At 72.9% G+C, this 21245-nt stretch carries 20 protein-coding genes and 2 tRNA genes; 9 read left to right on the top strand and 13 right to left on the bottom strand.

Going from position 1 to position 21245, the window contains the following annotated elements; genetic code table 11:
- Positions 1-51 precede the first annotated feature (51 nt).
- The 3 genes from GCL72_RS00245 to GCL72_RS00235 form a co-directional block, all read right to left on the bottom strand.
- Complete coding sequence (locus GCL72_RS00245; RefSeq protein WP_153142707.1) at positions 52-555, bottom strand: HD domain-containing protein; 504 nt, start codon at positions 553-555, stop codon at positions 52-54.
- A 95-nt stretch (positions 556-650) separates the two neighbouring features.
- Positions 651-1046, bottom strand: coding sequence for a DUF3027 domain-containing protein (locus GCL72_RS00240; RefSeq protein WP_153142706.1), 396 nt, complete (start codon positions 1044-1046; stop codon positions 651-653).
- 1 nt (position 1047) lies between these two features.
- The gene (locus tag GCL72_RS00235; protein ID WP_153142705.1) at positions 1048-1431 is read right to left on the bottom strand and encodes a cold-shock protein; all 384 of its coding nucleotides are present in this window, start codon (positions 1429-1431) and stop codon (positions 1048-1050) included.
- Between the two features lie 122 nt (positions 1432-1553).
- Here GCL72_RS00235 and GCL72_RS00230 point away from each other — a divergent pair, with 122 nt between their 5' ends.
- The 5 genes from GCL72_RS00230 (at position 1554) to GCL72_RS00210 (ending at position 8194) form a co-directional block, all read left to right on the top strand.
- The gene (locus tag GCL72_RS00230) at positions 1554-1826 is read left to right on the top strand and encodes a hypothetical protein (RefSeq protein ID WP_153142704.1); all 273 of its coding nucleotides are present in this window, start codon (positions 1554-1556) and stop codon (positions 1824-1826) included.
- Between the two features lie 2 nt (positions 1827-1828).
- Positions 1829-4093 carry a helicase-associated domain-containing protein gene (locus tag GCL72_RS00225; RefSeq protein ID WP_153142703.1) on the top strand — a complete coding sequence of 755 codons (2265 nt, stop codon included), beginning with the start codon at positions 1829-1831 and terminating at the stop codon, positions 4091-4093.
- Positions 4090-5736: a DNA repair helicase XPB gene (locus GCL72_RS00220; protein ID WP_153142702.1), complete on the top strand. Its 1647-nt coding sequence runs from the start codon at positions 4090-4092 to the stop codon at positions 5734-5736. The genes GCL72_RS00225 and GCL72_RS00220 overlap by 4 nt, the downstream gene beginning before the upstream one ends.
- A 141-nt stretch (positions 5737-5877) precedes the next feature.
- Complete coding sequence (locus GCL72_RS00215) at positions 5878-6609, top strand: response regulator transcription factor (protein ID WP_153142701.1); 732 nt, start codon at positions 5878-5880, stop codon at positions 6607-6609.
- 43 nt (positions 6610-6652) lie between these two features.
- Entirely contained in the window at positions 6653-8194 is a 1542-nt protein-coding gene (locus GCL72_RS00210; protein ID WP_153142700.1) for a sensor histidine kinase, read from the top strand.
- Positions 8195-8334: 140 nt separating this feature from the next.
- On the opposite strand, the gene groL is transcribed toward GCL72_RS00210, so the two are convergent.
- From groL to GCL72_RS00195, 3 genes are all read right to left on the bottom strand, one after another.
- Positions 8335-9984, bottom strand: coding sequence for a chaperonin GroEL (gene groL / locus GCL72_RS00205; RefSeq protein WP_153142699.1), 1650 nt, complete (start codon positions 9982-9984; stop codon positions 8335-8337).
- 303 nt (positions 9985-10287) lie between these two features.
- Positions 10288-10929, bottom strand: a complete 642-nt coding sequence (locus GCL72_RS00200) for a LytR C-terminal domain-containing protein (RefSeq protein WP_153142698.1) — start codon at positions 10927-10929, stop codon at positions 10288-10290.
- 112 nt (positions 10930-11041) lie between these two features.
- Positions 11042-11389: a DUF3263 domain-containing protein gene (locus GCL72_RS00195; RefSeq protein WP_153142697.1), complete on the bottom strand. Its 348-nt coding sequence runs from the start codon at positions 11387-11389 to the stop codon at positions 11042-11044.
- Between the two features lie 143 nt (positions 11390-11532).
- On the opposite strand from GCL72_RS00195, the gene GCL72_RS00190 reads away from it, so the two are divergent.
- Entirely contained in the window at positions 11533-12219 is a 687-nt protein-coding gene (locus tag GCL72_RS00190; protein WP_153142696.1) for a uracil-DNA glycosylase, read from the top strand.
- 52 nt (positions 12220-12271) lie between these two features.
- On the opposite strand, the gene GCL72_RS00185 is transcribed toward GCL72_RS00190, so the two are convergent.
- From GCL72_RS00185 to GCL72_RS00170, 4 genes are all read right to left on the bottom strand, one after another.
- Complete coding sequence (locus GCL72_RS00185) at positions 12272-14389, bottom strand: threonine/serine exporter family protein (RefSeq protein WP_153142695.1); 2118 nt, start codon at positions 14387-14389, stop codon at positions 12272-12274.
- 184 nt (positions 14390-14573) lie between these two features.
- The gene (cutA, locus tag GCL72_RS00180; RefSeq protein WP_153142694.1) at positions 14574-14963 is read right to left on the bottom strand and encodes a divalent-cation tolerance protein CutA; all 390 of its coding nucleotides are present in this window, start codon (positions 14961-14963) and stop codon (positions 14574-14576) included.
- Positions 14964-15083: 120 nt separating this feature from the next.
- Positions 15084-15157: transfer RNA gene (locus tag GCL72_RS00175), tRNA-Val, on the bottom strand.
- A gap of 123 nt (positions 15158-15280) precedes the next feature.
- The gene (locus GCL72_RS00170; protein ID WP_153142693.1) at positions 15281-15970 is read right to left on the bottom strand and encodes an SDR family oxidoreductase; all 690 of its coding nucleotides are present in this window, start codon (positions 15968-15970) and stop codon (positions 15281-15283) included.
- 171 nt (positions 15971-16141) lie between these two features.
- On the opposite strand from GCL72_RS00170, the gene GCL72_RS00165 reads away from it, so the two are divergent.
- From GCL72_RS00165 to GCL72_RS00155, 3 genes are read left to right on the top strand one after another with little or no spacing between them, the layout of a single operon-like run.
- The gene (locus GCL72_RS00165) at positions 16142-16726 is read left to right on the top strand and encodes a helix-turn-helix domain-containing protein (protein ID WP_153142692.1); all 585 of its coding nucleotides are present in this window, start codon (positions 16142-16144) and stop codon (positions 16724-16726) included.
- Complete coding sequence (locus GCL72_RS00160; RefSeq protein ID WP_153142691.1) at positions 16723-17505, top strand: AzlC family ABC transporter permease; 783 nt, start codon at positions 16723-16725, stop codon at positions 17503-17505. Before GCL72_RS00165 ends, GCL72_RS00160 begins: the two co-directional genes overlap by 4 nt.
- Positions 17502-17813 carry an AzlD domain-containing protein gene (locus GCL72_RS00155; protein WP_153142690.1) on the top strand — a complete coding sequence of 104 codons (312 nt, stop codon included), beginning with the start codon at positions 17502-17504 and terminating at the stop codon, positions 17811-17813. Before GCL72_RS00160 ends, GCL72_RS00155 begins: the two co-directional genes overlap by 4 nt.
- Positions 17814-18102: 289 nt before the next feature.
- Here the strand turns inward: GCL72_RS00155 and GCL72_RS00150 are convergent, their stop codons facing one another.
- From GCL72_RS00150 to GCL72_RS00140, 3 genes are all read right to left on the bottom strand, one after another.
- Positions 18103-19677 carry a DHA2 family efflux MFS transporter permease subunit gene (locus GCL72_RS00150; protein WP_153142689.1) on the bottom strand — a complete coding sequence of 525 codons (1575 nt, stop codon included), beginning with the start codon at positions 19675-19677 and terminating at the stop codon, positions 18103-18105.
- Between the two features lie 239 nt (positions 19678-19916).
- Positions 19917-19989: transfer RNA gene (locus GCL72_RS00145), tRNA-Thr, on the bottom strand.
- 70 nt (positions 19990-20059) lie between these two features.
- A complete protein-coding gene (locus GCL72_RS00140) occupies positions 20060-20965 on the bottom strand; it encodes a DsbA family protein (protein ID WP_153142688.1) in 906 nt (301 codons plus the stop codon).
- Positions 20966-21245: the final 280 nt, after the last annotated feature.

Here is a 21245-nt window from a genome sequence, read left to right as displayed (position 1 = left end):
TCCCGCACATTCCGCCGAGTCATCGCCGTGTGGAGGCATCATCGGGCGGCGTCATCCGTGACGGGCGACCTCGTCGAGCACCTCGGCGGCGCGCCGGTACTTCTCGCGCAGCCGGGCGGCGAGCTCGGGATCCAGCGCCGCCAGCCGCTCGGGATCGGCGTTGTCGGCCAGATCGGCACGCTTGACCGCGAGCGCGGCGGCATCGGCGGCGGCGCGGCGGAGATAGTCCTCGTAGCCGTCGGCGTCGCCGCGGGTCAGCCGCTCGACGATCGCCGCCGTGCGCCCGTCGACGCCGGCGGCCCGCAGCGACGCCGGCGTCTCTCCGGTGTCCTCCACCGTGTCGTGGAGCCAGCCGGCGGCGACGACGGCGTCGTCCTCCCCCGCCGCCGCGAGCCGGCGGGCGACGCGGGCGGGATGCTGGATGTAGTCGACGCCGGCCTTGTCCGCCTGTCCGGAGTGGGCCTGCACGGCGATCTCGGCGGCCAGCCGCGAGGCGGGGCCGACGACGGCGGTCGGCTCGGGGATCTGCGGAGCGGCGGGGTGCTCGGCGGACATGGCGGGGACCTCCTGGCGGTCAGTCGGCGGGGACGGCTGCGGCGCCGACCGGCGCCGCCGTCGCGTCCATCCTCCCGCGGCGCACTGACATGCCCTCAGCCCTGCGGCGCCGCGCCCTGGCCCGCCTCCGCCTGCTCCGCCGCCTTCTCCGCGGCGATCTCGGCCTCCTGTTCGCGGGCCTGCGCCTTCTCCTCGGCGTCCATGCGCTCGGCCCAGGGGATCCACTTCGGCGACAGCAGCGCGTCGTCTCCGGGGAGCAGACCGAGTTCGCAGACGGTGACCTTCTTGCTCCGCGGGGCGCGGGCGACGGTCACGTACCACTCCCATCCCCGGTAGCCGGTCCGGTGCGCGGCGAAGCGATGGGTGTGCAGCCGGTCCTCCTCGGCCTTCACCGTCAGATGGTCGCCGATCTGCTCGGCGGGGGCGATCTCGGCGAGCGCCTCGCGGGCGAGGTCGGTCGCCGCGGTCAGCACAGCGTCTCTGCGGGCCATGTCATGCCTCGAAATCGTCGGCCACACGGCGCAGCAGTGCGGCGATCTTCTTGGACTGGGCCGGCTGCGGGTACGAGCCGCTCCGGAGCGTGCGGGTGGTGCCCTCGAGCACGTTGACCAGGTCCTGGACGACTGAGGCCATCTCCTCGGCGGGCTTCCGGGAGGCGCGGGCGACGGACGGACCGTCGTCGAGGATCCGCACGCTCAGCGCCTGCTTGCCCCGGCGACCGTCGGCGACGCCGTACTCCATCCGGGTGCCGGTCTTCACGTTGGAGACGCCGGCGGGCAGGGCCGAGGAATGCAGGAACACCTCCTGACCGTCGTCGGAGGTCACGAATCCGAAGCCCTTCTCGGCGTCGAACCACTTCACTTTCCCGGTCGGCACGTTCCTCCACCTCGTCGTCGTTCCCGTGCGGTCATCGTCGAGCACGCCGTCGGATGGTGATCATGACGGGCGTCGCCCGCTCTCCAGGATACCGATGCGCGGCGGAGAGATAGAATCGCCCCATGTCCTCCGCTCAGCCCTCCGCGACCGGCGCTCCCCCGACGCCGCTGCGCCTGACCCTGCGCCTGCTGCTCGCCCTGGGCGTGACGCTCTCCGTGGTCGGGGCGGTCTGCCTGGTGGTCATCCTCGGGGTGTACTTCACCGGCGGCGAGCCGGCCCCGGCGCTGTACGCCGTCGTCCTCGTCGGCATCCCGGCCGGGTTCCTGCTGATGGTCGCGCACATGGTGTCCCTGTCCGCGTGGAGCCGGCGCGCCCGCCGGCGCCGGCACGTCTGAGGATGTCCGCGCACCCGCTCGGCATGGCCCCGCTGGCCCGACTGCTCGCCCGTCGCGACGACGACGAGCTGGCCGCGCTGCTGACCTCCCGCCCCGATCTGCTCCGTCCCGCTCCCGCCGACTTCACCGGCCTGGCGGTGCGAGTGCAGTCGGACATGAGCCTGCGCCGCTGCCTGCAGCATCTCGACGCCGCGCAGCTGGCGGTGCTCGGCGAAGTCGCCGCGGCCGTCGAGCGCGACGCGGCCCCGGAGCTGCCCGCCGACGCGCGCACTGCGCGGATCCTCGCCGAGCTGCAAGCGCGCGGGCTGGTCTTCGACCGCGCCGAGGACGAGGCCGGTGCCACGGACGCCGACACCGACGCCGGCTCCGCCGATGCCGCGACCGCGGCCGACTCCGCGCGGCCGACTGTCGCGGCGAACCTGCTCGGCGTGCTGGCCGACCTGCCGCGGCCGCGGCGCGTCCCCGAGACTCCGCTCGATCCGCCGACCGCCGCCGCGGCGGCGACGGTGCCGCCGTCGCTGGTGCGCAACGGGGCCCTGGCCGCCGTCACCGAGCTGCTCAGCGCCGTCGAGGATCTGCTCGGCGTGCTCGCCGAGACCCCGGCGGCGACGCTGCGCACCGGCGGCGTCGGCATGCGCGAGCTGCGCCGGCTCACCGTCGCCCGCGGCGCGGCGGCCAAACCCGTCGACGCCGACGTCGGCGAGACCGGCTGGCTGCTGGAGCTCACCGCCGCGGCGGGGCTGATCGACCTCGACGTCGACTCCGACCGCTGGGCGGCCTCCCGTCTGGCCCGCCGCTGGCTGCAGGCGCCGCGCCATCGCCGCCACCAGCTGCTGGTCTCGGCCTGGCTGCTCGCGCCGCGCTCCCCGCTGCTGGTCCGCGGCCCGCATCCCACCGCGCGCCCGGCTCCGACGCTGACGGCGGAGCGCCAGCGCGGCGACGCGACGACGCTGCGGATGCGGCTGCTGGCAGCCGCCGGACAGCTCACCGAGGAGGCGTCCTCCGCATCCGCCTCCGACGAGGCCGCGGAGAAGCCGCCGCAGCTCTACACGCTGCGACTGCCCGACGACGCCGAGCCCGCCGCGGACGCGCTGACCGGCCCGCTGCTCGAGCGGCTGGCGTGGGAGGCGCCGGTGCCGACGGATCGGGTGTCCGGCGTGCTGCCGCCGATGGTCCGCGAGGCCGAGCGGCTGGGCCTGCTGTCCGCCGGGACGCTGAGCACGTTCGGCCGCACGCTGCTCGACGGCCTCGCCGCCGACTCCGCGGAGGAGCCCGACGATCCCGGGTCGCTGGCCCGCGGCGCCGCCGCGCTGGCCGACCGGCTGGCCGAGAGCCTGCCGCCGCTGGTCGAGCAGGTGCATCTGCAGTCGGACCTCACCGCCGTGCCGCTGGGCGCGCCGACTCCGGACCTCGCCGCGCGCCTGGACCAGCTGGCGGAGAAGGAGACCCGCGGAGGGGCTCCGACGTATCGCTTCACCGCCGCCTCGCTGCAGCGCGGCCTCTCCGCCGGTTGGACGGCCGACGGCATCCGCGCGTTCCTCGCCGCCCATGCGACGGCCGAGCCGCCGTCGTCGCTGGCCACGCTGATCGACGACGCCGCCCGCACCTGGCGCGGTGTGCGGATCGGCGGCGCCTCGGCCTGGCTGCTGGAGTCCGACCCCGAGGCCCGGCAGGCGCTGCTCGACCACCCGGAGCTGCGGCGGCTGGGCCTGCGCCCGCTGACTGAGCAGGTACTGGTCTGCGACGCCTCCCCCGCCGAGCTCTCCCGGGCGCTGAAGGGCGTCGGCGTGGCCGCCGTCGACGACGACGCGCCCGCGGCGCCGAGCGGAACCGCCGCGGGTGCCGCCGAGGCCCGTCCGGCCGAGGAGTCGGCCGCGGCGTGGAGCCTGATCGCCTCGCCGTGGCAGCGCACCCCGGTGCGCACCCTCGCCGCCGACGCCGACCCGGCCGCGGTCCGCCGCGCCGTCGCCGATCTGCGCGCCGGCCGCGGAGCCTCCGGCGCGGCGGCGGTGACCGAGGATTCCGACGTCGTCGCCCTGCTGCGCGCGGCGGTCCGCTCCGGCCAGCCGGTCCGCCTGCACCGAGTCGACACCCAGGGCCGCGAGCACCCCGCCCGCGGCGTGCCCACGGCGCTGAACGCCGGGCGCGTGCGACTGCGCACCGCCGGCGGCGAGGAGGCGGTGCTGCTGGTGCATCGGATCACCGCCGCCACCCTCGACGACGCCGCGAGCACGCCGGAGACCCACCACCGTCAGGAGGCGCGATGAGCGGAGCGCTGATCGTCCAGTCGGACAAGACCATCCTGCTGGAGGTCGACCACGCCGATGCCGACGCCGCCCGCCGGGCGGTCTCGGCCTTCGCCGACCTCGAGCGCGCGCCCGAGCACATGCATACCTACCGGATCACTCCGCTGGGCCTGTGGAACGCCCGGGCGGCGGGGATCGACGCCGAGTTCGTCATCGACACGCTGCTGAACCACTCGCGCTTCCCAGTCCCGCACGCGCTACTGGTCGACGTCGCCGAGACGATGAGCCGCTACGGCCGGCTGCGGCTGGAGCAGGATCCGGTCCACGGGCTCGTGATGCGCGGCGCCGACGCCGCCGACGTCGAGGAGGTCTCCTCCGCGACGGCGGTGGCCCCGCTGCTCGGCCCGCGGATCGACGAGACCACCGTCGCCGTCCACGGCCAGGCCCGCGGGGACCTGAAGCAGGCGCTGGTGCGGCTGGGCTGGCCGGCCGAGGACGAGGCCGGGTACGTCGACGGCACCGCGCATCCGATCACCCTGGAGCAGGACGGCTGGAACCTGCGCGGCTACCAGCAGGAGGCGATGGACAACTTCTGGGCCGCGGGCTCCGGGGTCGTGGTGCTGCCCTGCGGGGCGGGCAAGACGCTGGTCGGCGCCGGAGTGATGGCGGTGTCCTCGACCATCACGCTGATCCTGGTCAACTCCACGGTCTCGGCCCGGCAGTGGAAGGACGAGCTGCTGCGCCGGACCTCGCTGACCGAGGACGACATCGGCGAGTACTCCGGCGACCGCAAGGAAGTCCGACCGGTGACCATCGCGACGTACCAGGTGCTGGCGGTCAAGCGCGGCGAGCTGCACCCGCATCTGGAGCTGCTCGACCAGCATGACTGGGGGCTGATCATCTACGACGAGGTCCACCTGCTGCCGGCGCCGATCTTCCGCCGCACCGCGGATCTGCAGGCCCGCCGCCGGCTCGGGCTGACCGCCACGCTCATCCGCGAGGACGGCCGCGAGCGCGAGGTATTCTCGCTGATCGGGCCGAAGCGCTACGACGCCCCGTGGAAGCAGATGGAGGCCCAGGGCTGGATCGCCCCGGCCGACTGCACCGAGATCCGGGTGGATCTGCCGCGGGCCGTGCGGATGGAGTACGCCTCCGCTCCGGACCGGGAGAAGCATCGGCTGGCCGCGGCGACCGAGACCAAGGACGACGTCGTCGCCCGGCTGGTGAAACGGCACGGGCATCGGGGCGAGCAGATCCTGGTGATCGGCCAGTTCGTCGAGCAGCTGCAGGCCCTCGGCGAGCGGCTGGACGCGCCGGTGCTGACCGGCTCGACGTCGACCGCCCGGCGGCAGCGGGCCTTCCAGCAGTTCCGCGAGGGCGAGGTGGACGTGCTGGTGGTCTCGAAGATCGCGAACTTCTCGGTGGACCTGCCGCAGGCCTCAGTGGCGATCCAGGTCTCGGGGACGTTCGGCTCGCGGCAGGAGGAGGCCCAGCGGCTGGGCCGGCTGCTGCGCACCGACGCCGCCGACGAGGACAAGCGCGCCCACTTCTACACGCTGGTCGCCCGCGACACGGTGGACATGGAGTACGCGGCCAAGCGGCAGCGCTTCCTCTCCGAACAGGGCTACGGCTACACGATCCTCGACGGCGACGACATCGTCTGACCCGCTCCTCCCCTCCCGCCCCACGCTCCACAGGGTCATCACAGGGGACGCGGCACGCACCAGGGGGTGGGCACGCGGCCCATACCGGACATACAGTACTCGTACAGACAATGTCCAGAAATCGGAGGGACACTGGGCCCCGTGAGTGACAAGACGCCTGAAGCCAAGCTGCTCGTCGTCGACGACGAGCCGAACATCCGTGAACTCCTCGCCACGTCCCTGCGCTTCGCCGGGTTCGAGGTCGCGGCGGCGTCCACCGGTCGCGAGGCCCTGGACTCCGCGGAGCAGTTCCACCCGGACCTCGCAGTGCTCGACGTGATGCTGCCGGACATGGACGGGTTCACCGTCACCCGACGGCTGCGCGCGGTCGGCAAGCATTTCCCGGTGCTCTTCCTGACCGCCCGGGACGACACCGACGACAAGATCACCGGACTGACCGTCGGCGGCGACGACTACGTGACCAAGCCGTTCTCGCTGGACGAGGTCGTCGCCCGCATCCGCGCGGTGCTGCGCCGCACCGCCCCCTTCGAGGACGAGGACGCGGTGCTGACCATCGACAACCTCGAGCTCGACGACGACGCGCACGAGGTCCGCCGCGCCGGCGACATGATCGACCTCTCCCCCACGGAGTTCAAGCTGCTGCGCTACCTGATGATGAACCCCAACCGGGTGCTCTCCAAGCAGCAGATCCTCGACCACGTCTGGGAGTACAACTTCAACGGCGACGCCTCGATCGTCGAGTCCTACATCTCCTACCTGCGGAGGAAGATCGACTCGGGCGCCGAGGGCGCGCCGATGATCCAGACCAAGCGCGGCGTCGGCTACGTGCTCCAGACCTGGGAGCGCCGCCAGCGGGCCCAGGGCCTGGCCTGATGCCGAGACCGGCCCACGCCGCCGCCGTCGAGGCCGCGGCGGCATGATCGCCGCTCCCTGGCACGCCGCCGCCCGGACCTGGCGGCGCGCCAGCCTGCGCACGCAGCTGGTCGCCATCATCTCCGGGCTGCTGGTGCTGACCCTGGCGGTGACCACCTTCGTCTCGGCCTCGCTGTTCCGGCAGGAGCTGCTGCGCAATCTGGACGAGGACCTCTACGCCAACCGCAACAACATCTCAATGTACCTCACCCGGGTCTCCAACGCCGACAGCGCCGAGGAGCGGGCCGAGGAGCTCTCCATCCTGCGGTTCTACGGGGTGCTGCTGACCAACGACGGCGAACAGGTCCCCGGAGCGTCCACGCATCCGGCGGTGCCCGGGCGCGATCTGCCGGATCTGCCGACGATGACCGACGAGGAGGTCCTGGAGCTCGGCGGGGAGTCGATCAACGTCCCCGGCACCGAGCCCGACTCGCGCGGCTGGCGCGTGAAGTTCTACCGGCTGGAGTCCGGCGAGAACTCGATCGCGGTCGCGCTGAAGCTCGACACTGTCGAGACCTCGGTGGAGCGCGCCATCTTCCTGGTGGCCACCATCGGGCTGCTCGCCACCCTCGGCGCCTCGACGATCGCCTATGCCGTGGTGACCCGCGCCTTCAGACCGCTGATCCAGGTGGAGAAGACCGCCGCGGCCATCGCCGGCGGGGACTTCTCCGAGCGCGTGCGGACCACGGCGCCTCCGGACACCGAGATCGGCCGGCTCTCCCGCTCGCTGAACGCGATGCTCGAGCATATCGAGGCGGCGTTCCGGGCGAAGTCCGACTCCGAGGAGAAGATGCGCCGCTTCATCCAGGATGCCTCGCACGAGCTGCGCACTCCCCTGGTGACCATCAGCGGCTTCTCCGAGCTCTACCGGCACGGCGGGCTCGACGAGGAGGAGAAGGTCGAGGAGGCCATGGGACGCATCGAGTCCGAGGCCAAGCGGATGTCGCAGCTGGTCGAGGACATGCTCCACCTCGCCCGTCTGGACGAGCAGCGTCCGCTGCAGTCCACCCCGGCGGACCTGAACCTCATCGCCCACGACGCCGCCACCGACCTCGGCGTGAACAGTCCCGACCGCGAGGTCCGGGTGGTCGGCCTCGACGGCGGACCGCCGCGTCCGGCGCCGGTGTTCGGCGAAGAGGGCAAGATCCGCCAGATCGTGACCAACCTGATCACCAATGCGCTGCGCTACACCCCGGACGGCTCCCCGCTGGAGCTGGCCGTGGGCACCGAGAGTCTGATCCGGGGGCGCACCGACTCGGTGCTGCAGGTCCGCGACCACGGCGAGGGCATCTCCGACGAGGACGCCGCACGCATCTTCGAGCGCTTCTACCGGGTCGACACCTCCCGCGACCGCGGCACCGGCGGCACCGGCCTGGGGCTGGCCATCGTCGCGGCCATCGCCGCCCAGCACGACGGCACGATCCGGCACAGCGAGACCGAGGGCGGCGGAGCGACGATGACGCTGCGACTGCCGATGGTCGAGCCCGAGGACCAGAGCGACCACGAGTCGGACTACTCCGAGGCGGACGACGGCTCGCTGAGCTGACCTGACGGCCGTCGCACCGCGCGTCGCGCCAAGCGCCCCCGACCACACAGCAGAGGCCCCGCAGGATCGCTCCTGCGGGGCCTCTGTGCGGTGCGGGCTCAGCCGGCGGCCGGCTCAGCCCGCGCGGCGGGCGCCGATGATCACATCATGCCGCCCATGCCGCCCATGCCGCCCATCGGGTCCATGCCGCCCTCGGCGCCGGCACCCGCGGCGTTCTTCTCCGGCTTGTCGGCCACGACCGCCTCCGTGGTGAGGAACAGCGACGCGATCGACGCGGCGTTCTGCAGCGCCGAGCGGGTCACCTTCACCGGGTCGTTGACGCCGGCGTCGAGCAGGTCCTCGTACTCGCCGGTGGCGGCGTTCAGCCCGGTGCCGTCCGGCAGCGACTTGACCTTCTCCGCCACGACGCCCGGCTCCAGACCGGCGTTGATGGCGATCTGCTTCAGCGGGCCCTCGACGGCGAGCTTGACGATGTTCGCCCCGGTCGCCTCGTCGCCGGTCAGCGAGAGGTTCTCGAAGGCCCGGGCGCCGGCCTGCAGCAGCGCCGCACCGCCTCCGGCGACGATGCCCTCGTCGACGGCGGCCTTGGCGTTGCGCACTGCGTCCTCGATGCGGTGCTTGCGCTCGGAGAGCTCGACCTCGGTGGCCGCGCCGGCCTTGATGACGGCGACGCCGCCGGCCAGCTTGGCCAGCCGCTCCTGCAGCTTCTCCCGGTCGTAGTCGGAGTCGCTGTTGGCGATCTCCGCCTTGATCTGCGAGACGCGGCCGGCGATCTCGTCGGCGTCGCCGGCGCCCTCGACGATGGTGGCCTCATCCTTGGTGACGACCACCTTGCGGGCGGTGCCCAGCAGGTCGAGCGTGGCGCTCTCCAGCTTCAGGCCGACCTCCTCGGCGATGACCTGGCCGCCGGTCAGCACGGCGATGTCGGCCAGCATGGCCTTGCGGCGGTCGCCGAAGCCCGGAGCCTTGACGGCCACGGACTTGAAGGTGCCCTTGAGCTTGTTGACCACCAGCGCGGCCAGGGCCTCGCCCTCGACGTCCTCGGCGATGACCAGCAGCGGACGGTTCGACTGCATGACCTGCTCGAGGACTCCGATGAGGTCCTTCACGTTGGAGATCTTGGAGTTCACGATCAGGATGTACGGGTCGTCGAGGACCGCCTCCTGGCGCTCGGAGTCGGTGACGAAGTAGCCCGAGAGGTAGCCCTTGTCGAAGCGCATGCCCTCGGTGAGCTCCAGCTCCAGGCCGAAGGTGTTCGACTCCTCGACGGTGATGACGCCTTCCTTGCCGACCTTGTCCAGCGCCTCGGCGATCAGCTCGCCGATCTGCGGGTCGGCCGCGGAGATCGAGGCGGTGGCCGCGATCTGCTCCTTGGTCTCGACCTCCTTGGCGGACTTGAAGAGCTCCTCGGTGACCGCCTCGACGGCCTTGTCGATGCCGCGCTTCAGCCCCATCGGGTCAGTGCCGGCGGCCACGTTGCGCAGCCCCTCCTTGACCAGGGACTGGGCCAGCACCGTGGCGGTGGTGGTGCCGTCGCCGGCAACGTCGTCGGTCTTCTTGGCGACCTCCTTGACGAGCTCGGCGCCGATCTTCTCGTAGGCGTCCTCGAGCTCGATCTCCTTGGCGATGGAGACGCCGTCGTTGGTGATCGTGGGAGCGCCCCACGCCTTCTCCAGCACGACGTTGCGGCCGCGGGGGCCCAAGGTGACCTTGACGGCGTCGGCGAGGCTGTTCAGGCCTCGCTCGAGGCCCCGGCGGGCCTCCTCGTCGAATGCGATGGTCTTAGCCATGTCGGCACGTGTCCTTCCTGGACTGCGGATGGTGTGATTCGGACGTGTTCGCGTCAGAAGGGTCGAACCTCGCCAGATGCCCGCGACGGACGGCCGCGCCTCCGCGTCACCGGAGGCGCACTTCTCGGCCTCACCTGTTCAGGTTCATCCCACTCCTGCCTGAGGCCGCCGGGCGAGGACGACGCCGGGCAGTCGGCCCGACGCCGACGCGTCGCCTGGCAGTCTCATACAGTGAGTGCCAGCTCAATATTTAGCACTCTGCCCAGGAGAGTGCAAGCTCTCGCCGGGCCGCGGCCCGGCTCCTCACTCGGCCTGCTCGTCGCCGACCACCAGCGCCACGTGACTCCAGCTGGTGTTCTCCTCGACGGTCTCGACGCCGTACGCCTCCGCCAGGTCCTGGGCGTGCTCCTGCTGCCCGCTCGGGTAGTAGATCACCGGAGTCTCGACCTCGCCCCAGGAGTCCTCCCAGGAGGCGGTGCTGGTGACGTTGTACTGCATCTCGGCCAGCTGGGCCTCGACGTCGTCGAGCCCGCCCTCGGGGAGGCCGGCGTCGATGATCTGCACCGGAGTCTCGGTGTCGGCGGCGGTGGGCGTCTCCTCGGCGGACCCTTCCTCGGATCCCTCGCCGCCGGAGGAGCCCTCTCCGGACTCGCCGCCCGAGGACTCGCCGTCTGCGGCGCCCGAGGCCTCGCCGGCGGGCTCGGCCTGCTGCTCGGCGGCGTCGTCGCCGGCGATGGGCACCCAGCCCTCGGGCAGGCGGGGCAGCACGAAGTAGCTGAAGGCTCCGACCAGCAGCGCGAAGGCCGCCAGCAGCGTCACCCAGCGCAGCGCGGCGCCGCCGCGCCGCTGCTCCGCGCCCGGAGCTGCGGCCCGGTGTTTGCCGATCCGGCCGTCCGCATAGGGCGGCACCTCGTCGAACTGGTCCTGCGGATGATGCTGGGTCATCGTCGTCGCGTCCTCACCACGTGCGCGTCATCAGTGTCACTGGTTCCTCGCCGGTGCGATCCGGCGGCCGTCGGCGGCGTCCGCGACGCCGCCGGGCTCTTCGTCCACCCACTCATCGTCGCGAGGCCCGGCCCCGCTGGCGCGCGTCGCGCTGCCGGCGCAGCCGCTTGACGAGCATCGGGTCGTGGGCCTGGGCGGCCTCCGCGTCGATCAGTCGGTTCAGCACCTGGTGATAGGCCACCGCCGAGATCCCCAGCCGGTCGCTGATCGCCTGGTCCTTCGCGCCGGCGTACTTCCACCATTGGCGCTCCAGGTCCAGGATCTGCCGTTCCTGGTCCGTGAGCTGGTCGGCGCGCCGCGGGGCCGTCGACTCGGCCGGCGATTCTCCCGCCTCCGCGCGCGGCGGCCCGGCGTCCGGCGAGGTCTCCAGGATCGCGTCCGCGGATCCGGGTGCGCTCATCGGGGCCTCCTCCTGACTGGTCGGTGCACCGCCCATCCTACGGCGCGACGGCCGACGGGGGCGGCATCCCCGCGCTCTGTGTTCGCCCTCGGCCTCGCCGCGGCCTCGCGACCGCGCCCTCGAGGGGCCTAGGGTGGAGCGCGATGGACCTGCACACCGATCTGATCGCCCCGCTCGATCCCGGTTGGGAGCGTGCCCTGGCTCCGCAGCAGGAGGCCTTCGACCGCGTGCGCGCCGAGGTCGCGCGCCGGCGCGCCGCCGGCGAGCACGTGCTCCCCGAGCCGCCCGACGTGCTGCGCGCCTTCCGGCAGCCCTTCGACCAGGTCCGGGTGCTGATCATCGGGCAGGACCCCTACCCCACTCCCGGGCATCCGATCGGGATGTCCTTCGCCGTCGCCCCCGACGTCCGCCCGGTCCCGCGCAGCCTGCAGAACATCTACGCGGAGCGGCAGGCCGACCTGGGCCTGCCGCCGGCCGAGCACGGGGATCTGCGTCCCTGGGCCGGCCAGGGCGTGCTGATGCTCAACCGGGTGCTGACCGTCGCCGCCGGCTCGTCGGCCTCGCACCGCGGGATCGGCTGGGAGCAGATCACCGAGGCCGCCGTCCGCGCGCTGGTCGCGCGGGGCACGCCGCTGGTCTCCATCCTCTGGGGAGCCCAGGCGAAGTCGTTGCAGCCGCTGCTCGACGCCGGCGAGCACACGGCGGTGCTCACCAGCTCGCACCCCTCGCCGCTCTCGGCCCGCCGCGGGTTCTTCGGCTCGCGGCCGTTCTCCCGGGCGAACGCGGCGCTGCAGGCGATGGGCGCCGAACCGGTCGACTGGTCGCTCTAGCGACGCCGCAGGCGCCGACGCCCGCGCCCGAAGCCCGGGCGACGGAGCCGCGCTACCGCCGTCGGGCCCGTTCGCGCTCGTTGGACGGCAGCCCCGTGGTGAATCGGCGCATGATCACATCGCCGAGCACGATGCCCGCGGCGATCGACATGATGATGATCATGGCGTTGAACAGCTGAGTCAGGCCGCCCATCATGAACGTCGTCGTCGACCCCATCGCGATCTGGTACATGCCGCGGAAGATCATCAGCCCGGGCAGCATGAACATCATCGCCGGCACGGCGATCACCAGCTGCGGGGCCCCCATCCGCAGCGCGACCACGCGCCCCAGGGCCCCGACGACGGTGCCGCCGATGACCGGGATGATGCGTTCGCCCAGCCCGATCTGCTCGCCGGCGAAGTAGGCCAGGAAGCCCAGCGCGGAGATCGCCCCGGTGGGCAGCAGCATCGTCCAGCGGGTCTGCTCGACGACGGCGGCCGCCACCGCCGCGCAGAAGACCAGCCCCACCAGCACCGCCGGGTGATAGAGCCGGTGCATCGGCACCGCGACGTCGATCTCCGGGGCGCCGAACAGATCGGCGACGACGACGGCGGCCATGATGCCCGCGGTCATGCCGGCGAAGGCGATCATCGCCGAGACCAGGCGTCCGGCGGCGGTCAGCGGGAAGCCGTTGATCCCGTCCTGGATGGCCGAGACGATCCGCGCCGAGGGCAGCAGGATCATCAGCCCGCCGGAGACCACGATCGACGGCGCCACCGGCGCGCCGAGCCCGAAGGCCCCCATCGCGATGGAGGTGGCGACGAACCCGCCGGCGGCCAGGCCGTAGAACTCCGGCACGCGCCAGGCCGCCAGCCGCCGCGTGGTGCCCAGCACCAGCAGCGTCGCCGCGAAGCCCAGCGCGGCGTCGAGCACCGGGGCCCCGAGGTAGGCGGCGAAGAAGCTGGCGAAGATCGCACCGCAGACCGTGGCCATCCACCGCGGATACGGCTTGGGGTCGTGGGTGGCCTCGTGCAGCCGCGTCGCGGCCTCGGCGCGCGTCATGCGCCCGGCGCTGATGTCGCTGACCAGCCGGTGCACCGCCGCCAGCGACTTGAAGTTCCCCGACCAGGATCGGACCACCCGCACCCGCGAGTACGGGATCTTGCCCTCCGGGGCCCAGTTCAGGCTGATCGACTGGTTGGTGATGTCGACATCGGTGTTGGACATGCCGAACGCGGCGGTGACCGCGATGATCGAGGTCTCCACCTCCAGGGCGCCGGCGCCGTAGCGGAAGAGCGTCTCGCCCAGGTCCAGGACGAAGGAGATGGTGGCCAGCTCGTCGGAGTCCACCGGCTGCTCGGCCTGGCGGACGTTCTCGAAGGGTGTGCCGGCCAGATGCGCCACCAGCGGCACCGACGTCGTCGGCGGGCCCTGCGGGCGCATGATCCGCCGGAAGAACATCGGCGGCGAGACCTTCTGCTCGAAGACGCTGCGGTCGAACAGCGGCGCCTTCTTCAGCGGGTCGGGCAGCTTCTGCTTCAGCCGCGAGGGGCGCAGCACCGAGCCGCGCCGGATCGGCTGCGTCGCCGGCGCCTCCGCGGGGACCTCGGCGGCGGGTCCTGCGCCGTCGCCGGGCTCGCCGCCGTCGGGACGCTCGCCGCCCGCCGAGTCGAGACCGGGCACGACGCCGGGCGCGACGCCGGTCATGCCGCCGCCCCGAGCCTCGTGCCGAGCCTCCGACGGGGCCTCCGACTGGCTGTCGGTCCACCCCTGCACCAGCGAGGAGCTGCCGGTGGGGAAGGCCTCGGCGGCCGGGGCTTCGCCGCCGTCGGCGCCGGGCTGTTCGTAGAAGGCATCCGGGGCGAACTCGTGGCGGGCCGCCTCGGCCCCGTCCTGCTCCTGGAGCCGCTCCTCGGCGGCCTCGGCGTCGTACTCCTCCCACTCCAGGGCGGCCTCGGCCTCGCGGGAGGCCTGCCAGGAGGAGGCGATCGAGCCGGTGAGCGCGCGCACCAGCCCGGGGCCGTCCTCGTCGTCCTCAGGCGCCGAGGCCGGACGGACCACCGGGATGAGCGTGGTGTGCGGGTCAGGTCCGCTGATGACGGGGTCGATGGCCTCGGGCTCGTAGTCCTCGGCCGTCGTGCGCGGCTCCCGGTCCTCCGTCGTCTCCCGACGCTCCTCGTCAGCGGCCACCTGCCCCTCCTTTCCTCTGCTGGTCGCGGCGCGCCGGCGGCGCGCCGCTCGACACGGTCCCGTCCGCCGCCTCCGCGCGACGGGGCGCCCGAGCCTCCTCGGGCGCCGGTGTTCAATGTACTGCCCCGCGCGACTCCGCGGCGGACACGACGCCGTCGCTCCCGATGAACCGGCCGCCGACGCCTCAGCCGGGGGCGACGCTCTCCGTCACCCAGGCCAGATACGACGGCGAGCCGTCGACGATCGGCAGGACGACGAGCTCGGGCTCGTCGTAGGGGTGCTCGGCCTCCAGCAGCGTGCGCAGGCCGTCGACGGCGGCGGCGGTGGTCTTCATCGCCAGCAGCTGCTCAGGCTCCTGCTGCACGGCGCCGTCCCAGGCGAAGACGCTGCGCACCTCGCTGGTCTGCACGCAGGCGGCCAGCCCGGCTGCGACGACGCGTCGGGCCAGCTCGTCGGCCCGGGCGGCCGAGTCGACGGTGGTCTGGGCGACGACGTGCTTCACGGCGCTCTGCTGCACAGTGCGCTGCTGCGCGACGGCGGGGTCGTGGGGCGTCTCGTCCGGCACGGTGCTCATGGCCCCAGTGTGCCGCCTCCTCGCCGAAGGCGACCAGCAGGACCGACCGACGCGCGGGCGGCACGAGGCGTCGAGAGACGCGAAGAGCCCGCCGGGGACCGACGGGCTCTTCGAAGGGGGTGGATCCGAATGGACTTGAACCATCGACCTCTCGCGTGTGAGGCGAGCGCTCTGACCAACTGAGCTACGGATCCGTGCGCCGCTCGTCGCGGCGCGAGCCGCGGACGATTGCCAGAAAAGCCTAGCACCGTCGAGGCCGCGAGGGGAAACCGGAGGCCGCGGAGGCCCCCGGTCGTGACGAGGATCTCGGAGACGGGTCAGGACAAGGCGTCGGCCAGCGGGGTCTCGCCGTCGACGAAGTTCACCGTCTCGCGCCGCGCCGCCCTCGTGCGCAGCACGTGGACGATCGCCTCGGCGACGTTCTCCCGGGAGGCGCCGGGCAGCTCGGCCGGCGGCTCGGAGCCGTCCAGCGGACGCCCGGCGGAGTCCAGCGGCCACAGCGCCGACGTCGCCGGCTCCAGGGTCAGCCGTCCGGGGCCGAGGATCGTGTAGTCCAGCCCCGTGCCGCGCAGGTGCTCGTCGGCGTCGTGCTTGGCCTGCGCGTAGGGGAAGAAGGAGGACTCGCGGTCGAGGGTCTCGACGTCGGTCTCGCTGCGCGCGTAGGAGACCATCACGTACCGGGGGACGCCGGCCTGCTCGGCGGCGTCCATCGATCGCACCGCCGCGTCGTGGTCGACGGCACGGGTCCGCTCGGGGTTCCCGCCGCCGGCGCCGGCGGAGAAGACCACGGCCGCCGCACCGGCGAAGACCTCGGCGAGCGCGTCGACGTCGGCCTGCTCGATGTCCAGCAGCACCGGATTCGCGCCGGTCGCGGCGACCTCGTCGCGGTGCTCGGGATTGCGGATCAGCGAGTCCACCGCATAGCCGGCCTCGACCAGCTTCGGGGCCGCCAGCAGGGCGATCTTCCCGTGCCCGCCCAGGATCACCACACGCGTCTCGTCAGCCATCGTCTCCTCCTGCGAAGTCTGCTGCACCGTCGCGACCACGACGGCACCGGGCACAACAGCAGCACGGCGCCACTATTCCGGGCACGGACCGATCGAGGACCTGTTGTTCGATCCATCGAACGTATGGCAGGATCAGCGAACGATTCGTCATGCGGAACTGAGGGAGGGGCGATGACCGAGACGCCGGAGGAGCCGGGCGACGACGGCGGCGCGCCGCTGACCCGCATCGCCGCGGCCGTGCAGACCGAACGCCGACGGGCCGGCCTGTCGCTCAGCGAGCTGGCCCGGCGCGTCGGGCGGTCGAAGTCGACGCTGTCGCTGCTGGAGTCGGCTTCCGGCAACCCGAGCGTCGAGACGCTCTGGGCCATCGCCGCGGCGCTGGAGATCCCCTTCGCCCGACTCGTCGAGGCCCCCGCCCCCGAGCCGCGGATCGTCCGGGCCGGAGAACGGCCGGAGGTCCGCGCCGAGCATGCCGACTTCGCCGCCTCCCTGCTCAGCGGCGGGCGGCCGGAGGCGCGCCGCGACCTCTACGTGGTCACCCTCGAGCCCGGCGAGCTCCGCGACGCCGAGCCGCATCCGCGCGGGGCGCTGGAGCACGTCGTCGTCGGCGCCGGCCGGGTGCGCCTCGGCCGCACCGAGGAGCCGGTGGAGCTGGGGCCCGGCGACTATGCGATGTTCCCCGGCGACGCTCCGCATCGCTACGAGGCGCTGACCGCCGGAGCCTGGTTCGTGCTGGTCATGGAGCACCCGGCATGAGCGCGCCGGCCGACGCCGCGCACGCCGCCCGCGCCGGCCGGCGGATGCGGGCCCGCCTGACCCCGGCGACCCGGACCGGACTGTCCATCGCCGCGGCCGTCTCGCTCTATGGACTGTCCTTCGGCGCACTCTCCGCCGCGGCCGGCATGACCTTCTGGCAGACCGTCGCGCTGTCGGCGCTGCTGTTCTCCGGAGGCTCGCAGTTCGCCTTCATCGGGATCCTCTCCGGCGGCGGCGCCCCGGCGGCGGCCCTGGGGGCCTCGACGCTGCTCAGCGCGCGCAACACGCTCTACGGCGTGCAGATGAAGGCGCTGCTGGATCCGCGCGGAGCACGACGGCTGCTCGCCGCCCAGCTGACCATCGACGAGACCGCGGCGACGGCGATGAGCCAGTCGACCGACGCCGAGCGGCGCCGCGGCTTCTGGGTCACCGGCGTCGCCTGCTACACCGGGTGGAACCTGGCGACGGCGGCCGGGGCGCTGCTCGGCGACGTCGTCGGCGAGCCGGAGGCTCTGGGGCTCGACGGCGCCGTGGTCGCGGCCTTCCTCGCGCTGCTCTGGCCGCGGCTGCGCGGCGCCGAGCCCTGGGCGCTGGCCGTGGCCGCCGCACTGGTCACCGCGCTGACCATGCCGACGCTGCCCGCCGGCGCCCCGGTGCTGCTGGCCGCCGTCGTCGCGATCGGCTGGGGACTGGCCTCCCGGCGGCGCGGCGGCGCGGGACGAGAGGAGACGTCGAACGACTCTCCGGACGACGCCGCGACCGAGGAGGCCCGCCGATGACGCTCTGGCTGTGGGTGCTGGCCGCCAGCGCCGCCGTCTACGCGACCAAACTGGCCGGCCATCTGGTCCCCGGCGCTTGGCTGCGCCACCCGCTGGTGGGCCGCATCTCGGGCCTGATGACCGTCGCCCTGCTCGCCGCGCTGGTCACGATGAACACTGTCGACGGCGACGACGGCCTGGCCTTCGACGCTCGGCTCGGCGCCCTGGCCGCCGCGGCCGTCGCCCTGCTGCTGCGGGCGCCGTTCATCGTCGTGGTGCTCGTCGGCGCGGCCGCGGCGGCCGGGCTGCGCCTGCTCGGCCTGAGCTGAGATCAGCCGCGCGCCGAGATTTCGACACATAGGTATTGCGTAATCGAACCCCCCACCGCTAAGGTGGATCTCACTTGGGTGCGACGGGGCCCGCTCGGTGCGGGCGGGCCCCATTCCCACCCGGGATGCTCGACCTCAGCGACGGAGACGCCGGACCTCCGCGCATTCCTCAGTCGATCCGCCTCCCCGACGGGAGCCGGGCCGACGACATGGACAGGGCCCGGCAGGATGATCAGCACATCCTGCCGGGCCCTGTCTCTGCCCGGGCACCCCTCGGCCCGCGGGCCGGTCAGCGCACCTGCTCGGCGACGCCTCCTCCCGAGCCGGGCTCGCCCTCGACGGCCTGGTCCGCGCAGCCCTCCTCGGGCGCTTCCTCAGTCGACTCCTCAGGAGACTCCTCGGTCGCGCGCAGCGTCAGCCCCAGCAGCAGCGTGCCGATGCTCATGATCGACGCCGTGCGGAACGCGGTCTGGAAGCCGGCGATCTGCGCCTCGTCCGCGCCGGCCCCGCCGGAGGCCGCGGCCGCCGCGCCGATCCCCATCACTGCGACCAGCAGGGCGGTGCCGGTGGCCCCGGCGAGCTGCTGCAGCGTGTTCAGCAGCGCCGAGCCGTGCGAGTACAGCGGCTGCGGCAACGGGTTCATCGCCGTGGTGAAGGCCGGGGTGAAGAGGAAGGCCAGGCCGAGGCTGAGCATCAGATGCAGCCCGAGGACCAGCCAGATGCTGCTGTCCGCGCCGAGCAGGCTCAGCAGGAACATCGCGATGACCAGCAGCGCGGCGCCCGGGCCGACCAGCGGCTTCGGACCGACGCGGTCGTAGAGCCGGCCGACGGTCGGCGCCAGCAGCGCCATCAGCAGGCCGCCCGGCAGCATCAGCAGTCCGGTCTGCAGCGTGTCCATCCCGCGGGCGGTCTGCAGGTAGAGCGGCAGCATGATCAGCGCGCCGAAGAGCGCGATCATCATCAGCAGCATCATCAGCAGCGACCGGGTGAACATGCTGTAGCGGAAGGGCTGGAGGTTCAGCAGCGCGGTGCCCTGCGACTGCAGCCGGATCTGCAGCAGCGTGAAGGCCGCCAGGAAGAGCGCGCCGAGGATCAGCACGACGACGGCCACCGGGTCGACGGAGACGCCGTCGGCCGCGCCGGCGCCGTGGCCGCCGCCGCCCAGCTGGCTGATGCCGTAGACCAGCCCGCCGAAGCCGGGCACCGCCAGCAGCAGCGAGGGCACCGAGAGCTTCTCGGACCCGCCGCCGCCGTCATCGGACAGCCGCGGCCGGCCGAGCAGCAGCGCGGCCGCGGCGATCGGCAGGATGGTCAGGAAGAGGAAGCGCCAGTCGGCGAAGTGCAGGATCGTGCCCGACAGCGCCGGGCCGGTGGCCGGAGCCACGGAGATGACGATGGCGATGTTGCCCATCACCACGCCGCGGCGGTGCAGCGGCACCAGGGTGAGCACTGTGGTCATCATCAGCGGCAGCACGATCGCTGTGCCGGCGGCCTGGACCACGCGTCCGACCAGCAGCATCGGGAAGCCGACGGCGGCGCCGGCGACGGCGGTGCCGACGACGAAGAGGCTCATCGCCAGGGTGAATGTCGCCCGCAGGTTCAGCCGCTGCATCAGCCAGCCGGTCGTGGGGATGACCACCGACAGCGTCAGCATGAACGCGGTGGTCAGCCACTGCACCGTCGACTCGGCCACCTGGAACTCCTCCATCAGCGGCTGCAGCGCGACGTTCATGACGGTCTCGTTGAGGATCATCACGAAGGCCGACACCAGGAGCACGCCGATGGTCAGCTTGTTCCCGGCGGACAGCCGGTCCGGCGCGGCCTCGGCCGGCGGCGGGTCGGAGGGGCTGGTCTGTGCGCTCATTGGGCCTCCAGGCGAGAGTGGTCGCCGGCCGCGCGCGTCCTGCCCGGACGCGGGCGCAGCCGGGGTGCGGCGATGCGGTCGGAAGAGTCGACGGGGCCCGCTCCCGGGACGCGGCGGCGTCCGGCCGCGCGGGCGGCCTCCGTTCCACGCGGTATCAACTGGAACGCGCCGTTCCCTATTCCCGGGCCGGTCGACGTCGGTGAAACGGCCCGTCCGCGAGCGCGGACGGGCCGATGGAGAGCCCCCTGCCGGGTTCGAACCGACGACCTGCTGTTTACAAGACAGCTGCTCTACCTGCTGAGCTAAGGAGGCGCGGCGCATCGCCGGAGTCCGATACTACCGGCGACGCGCACGCGGGGACCAGTCCGGCCCCCAAGGCTGCTCACTCCTCGGAGGAGTCTCCGCCCGAACCGTCGCCCGAGCCGTCGCCGGTCTCCGAACGGTACTCCTCGACGATGCCGCCGGCCCACTCGCCGAAGGCCTGCTCGGAGTCCTGCCAGTTCTGGTCGCCGATGTAGACCGTCGGAGTGCCCTGCACTCCGACCTCGGAGGCCTGCTTCGTGGTGTAGGAGACGAAGGCCCGGTAGGTGTTGTTCTCCACCGGCTCCGAGAGGTCGACGCCGTAGTCGTCCTGCGCGATGCTGATCAGCTCATCGTCCGACAGCTCGCCGGAGGGCTGGTGGGTGACCACCTGCTCCAGGTAGGCCAGGTAGTCCTCCGGCGACTCGACCGCCATGGCGGTGATCGCGTTGGCCGCCCGCGAGGAGTAGTTGGTGGTGGAGTTGCCGTCCAGCATGCCCAGCATGCGGTACTCGACGGTGATGTCGCCCTGCTCCAGCCACTGCTTGATCTGCTGGCCCTGCGAGGACTCGAAGTTCGCGCAGTGCGGGCAGTTCGCGTCGACGTAGAGGATCAGGTGCGGCTTCTCGCCCTCCTCGCGCGGCTCGGCGCCGGGCACCGGAGCCTCGGAGTCGCCGGAGCCGGGGACGTCGGAGGCGTCGACGCTGCCCATGTCGGCGCCGTCGACGAGCTCGGCGGCCGAGGTCAGCGTGATGCCGCCCTGCTCGTTGGCGAACGCCGGCGCCTCGCCCTCGGAGGCGGAGAACTCCTCGCCGCCGCCCTGGCGGTTGAGCACGAAGAAGGCCAGCCCGGCGACGACGACGAGCGCCACCACCACGACGCCGACGCGCAGCAGCACTGAGGCGCCGCGCTGGCGGCGCTGTTGCTCCTGCTGGATCCTGCGGGCCTGTTCGCGGGCATTCTCGCCCGAGGACTGGTTGCGAGCCATGTTCTCTCCGATGGGTCTGGGACGATGCTCTGTCGTGCTGGATCGCACGCCCGTCCCGGCACGGACCGGGTCGGGACGGCCGACGCCGCCGGGGTCGCCGGCGGGACACGGGGCCAGGGTAGCGTCTCGACCTGCATGGCCGCCGCCGAGCCCCCGGAGAGAGTCTGGGCGCGGACCGGGCCGCGGAGCGGCACGACGGGCTCCTCCGGGTAGGCTGGGCCGCAGAGCCCGCGACGGACGTCACCGTGGTGGCGCGCCCGGCTCGGCCGGCGTCGCCCTG

The sequence above is a fragment of the Nesterenkonia halophila genome (genome assembly GCF_009467795.1).
Taxonomy (GTDB): domain Bacteria; phylum Actinomycetota; class Actinomycetes; order Actinomycetales; family Micrococcaceae; genus Nesterenkonia; species Nesterenkonia halobia.
The sequence above is the reverse complement of the archived record's forward strand: the minus strand, read 5'-3'. Positions and strand labels throughout refer to the sequence as shown.

Excerpts from the sequence above, each read along its gene's own strand:
- GCL72_RS00190 (WP_153142696.1), top strand. The coding sequence starts at position 11,533 with ATGGACCTGCACACCGATCTGATCGCCCCGCTCGATCCCGGTTGGGAG.
- groL (WP_153142699.1), bottom strand. The coding sequence starts at position 9,984 with ATGGCTAAGACCATCGCATTCGACGAGGAGGCCCGCCGGGGCCTCGAG.
- GCL72_RS00160 (WP_153142691.1), top strand. The coding sequence starts at position 16,723 with ATGAGCGCGCCGGCCGACGCCGCGCACGCCGCCCGCGCCGGCCGGCGG.
- GCL72_RS00240 (WP_153142706.1), bottom strand. The coding sequence starts at position 1,046 with ATGGCCCGCAGAGACGCTGTGCTGACCGCGGCGACCGACCTCGCCCGC.
- GCL72_RS00200 (WP_153142698.1), bottom strand. The coding sequence starts at position 10,929 with ATGACCCAGCATCATCCGCAGGACCAGTTCGACGAGGTGCCGCCCTAT.
- GCL72_RS00165 (WP_153142692.1), top strand. The coding sequence starts at position 16,142 with ATGACCGAGACGCCGGAGGAGCCGGGCGACGACGGCGGCGCGCCGCTG.
- GCL72_RS00155 (WP_153142690.1), top strand. The coding sequence starts at position 17,502 with ATGACGCTCTGGCTGTGGGTGCTGGCCGCCAGCGCCGCCGTCTACGCG.
- GCL72_RS00150 (WP_153142689.1), bottom strand. The coding sequence starts at position 19,677 with ATGAGCGCACAGACCAGCCCCTCCGACCCGCCGCCGGCCGAGGCCGCG.
- cutA (WP_153142694.1), bottom strand. The coding sequence starts at position 14,963 with ATGAGCACCGTGCCGGACGAGACGCCCCACGACCCCGCCGTCGCGCAG.
- GCL72_RS00225 (WP_153142703.1), top strand. The coding sequence starts at position 1,829 with ATGTCCGCGCACCCGCTCGGCATGGCCCCGCTGGCCCGACTGCTCGCC.
- GCL72_RS00245 (WP_153142707.1), bottom strand. The coding sequence starts at position 555 with ATGTCCGCCGAGCACCCCGCCGCTCCGCAGATCCCCGAGCCGACCGCC.
- GCL72_RS00210 (WP_153142700.1), top strand. The coding sequence starts at position 6,653 with ATGATCGCCGCTCCCTGGCACGCCGCCGCCCGGACCTGGCGGCGCGCC.
- GCL72_RS00220 (WP_153142702.1), top strand. The coding sequence starts at position 4,090 with ATGAGCGGAGCGCTGATCGTCCAGTCGGACAAGACCATCCTGCTGGAG.
- GCL72_RS00170 (WP_153142693.1), bottom strand. The coding sequence starts at position 15,970 with ATGGCTGACGAGACGCGTGTGGTGATCCTGGGCGGGCACGGGAAGATC.
- GCL72_RS00195 (WP_153142697.1), bottom strand. The coding sequence starts at position 11,389 with ATGAGCGCACCCGGATCCGCGGACGCGATCCTGGAGACCTCGCCGGAC.
- GCL72_RS00230 (WP_153142704.1), top strand. The coding sequence starts at position 1,554 with ATGTCCTCCGCTCAGCCCTCCGCGACCGGCGCTCCCCCGACGCCGCTG.
- GCL72_RS00140 (WP_153142688.1), bottom strand. The coding sequence starts at position 20,965 with ATGGCTCGCAACCAGTCCTCGGGCGAGAATGCCCGCGAACAGGCCCGC.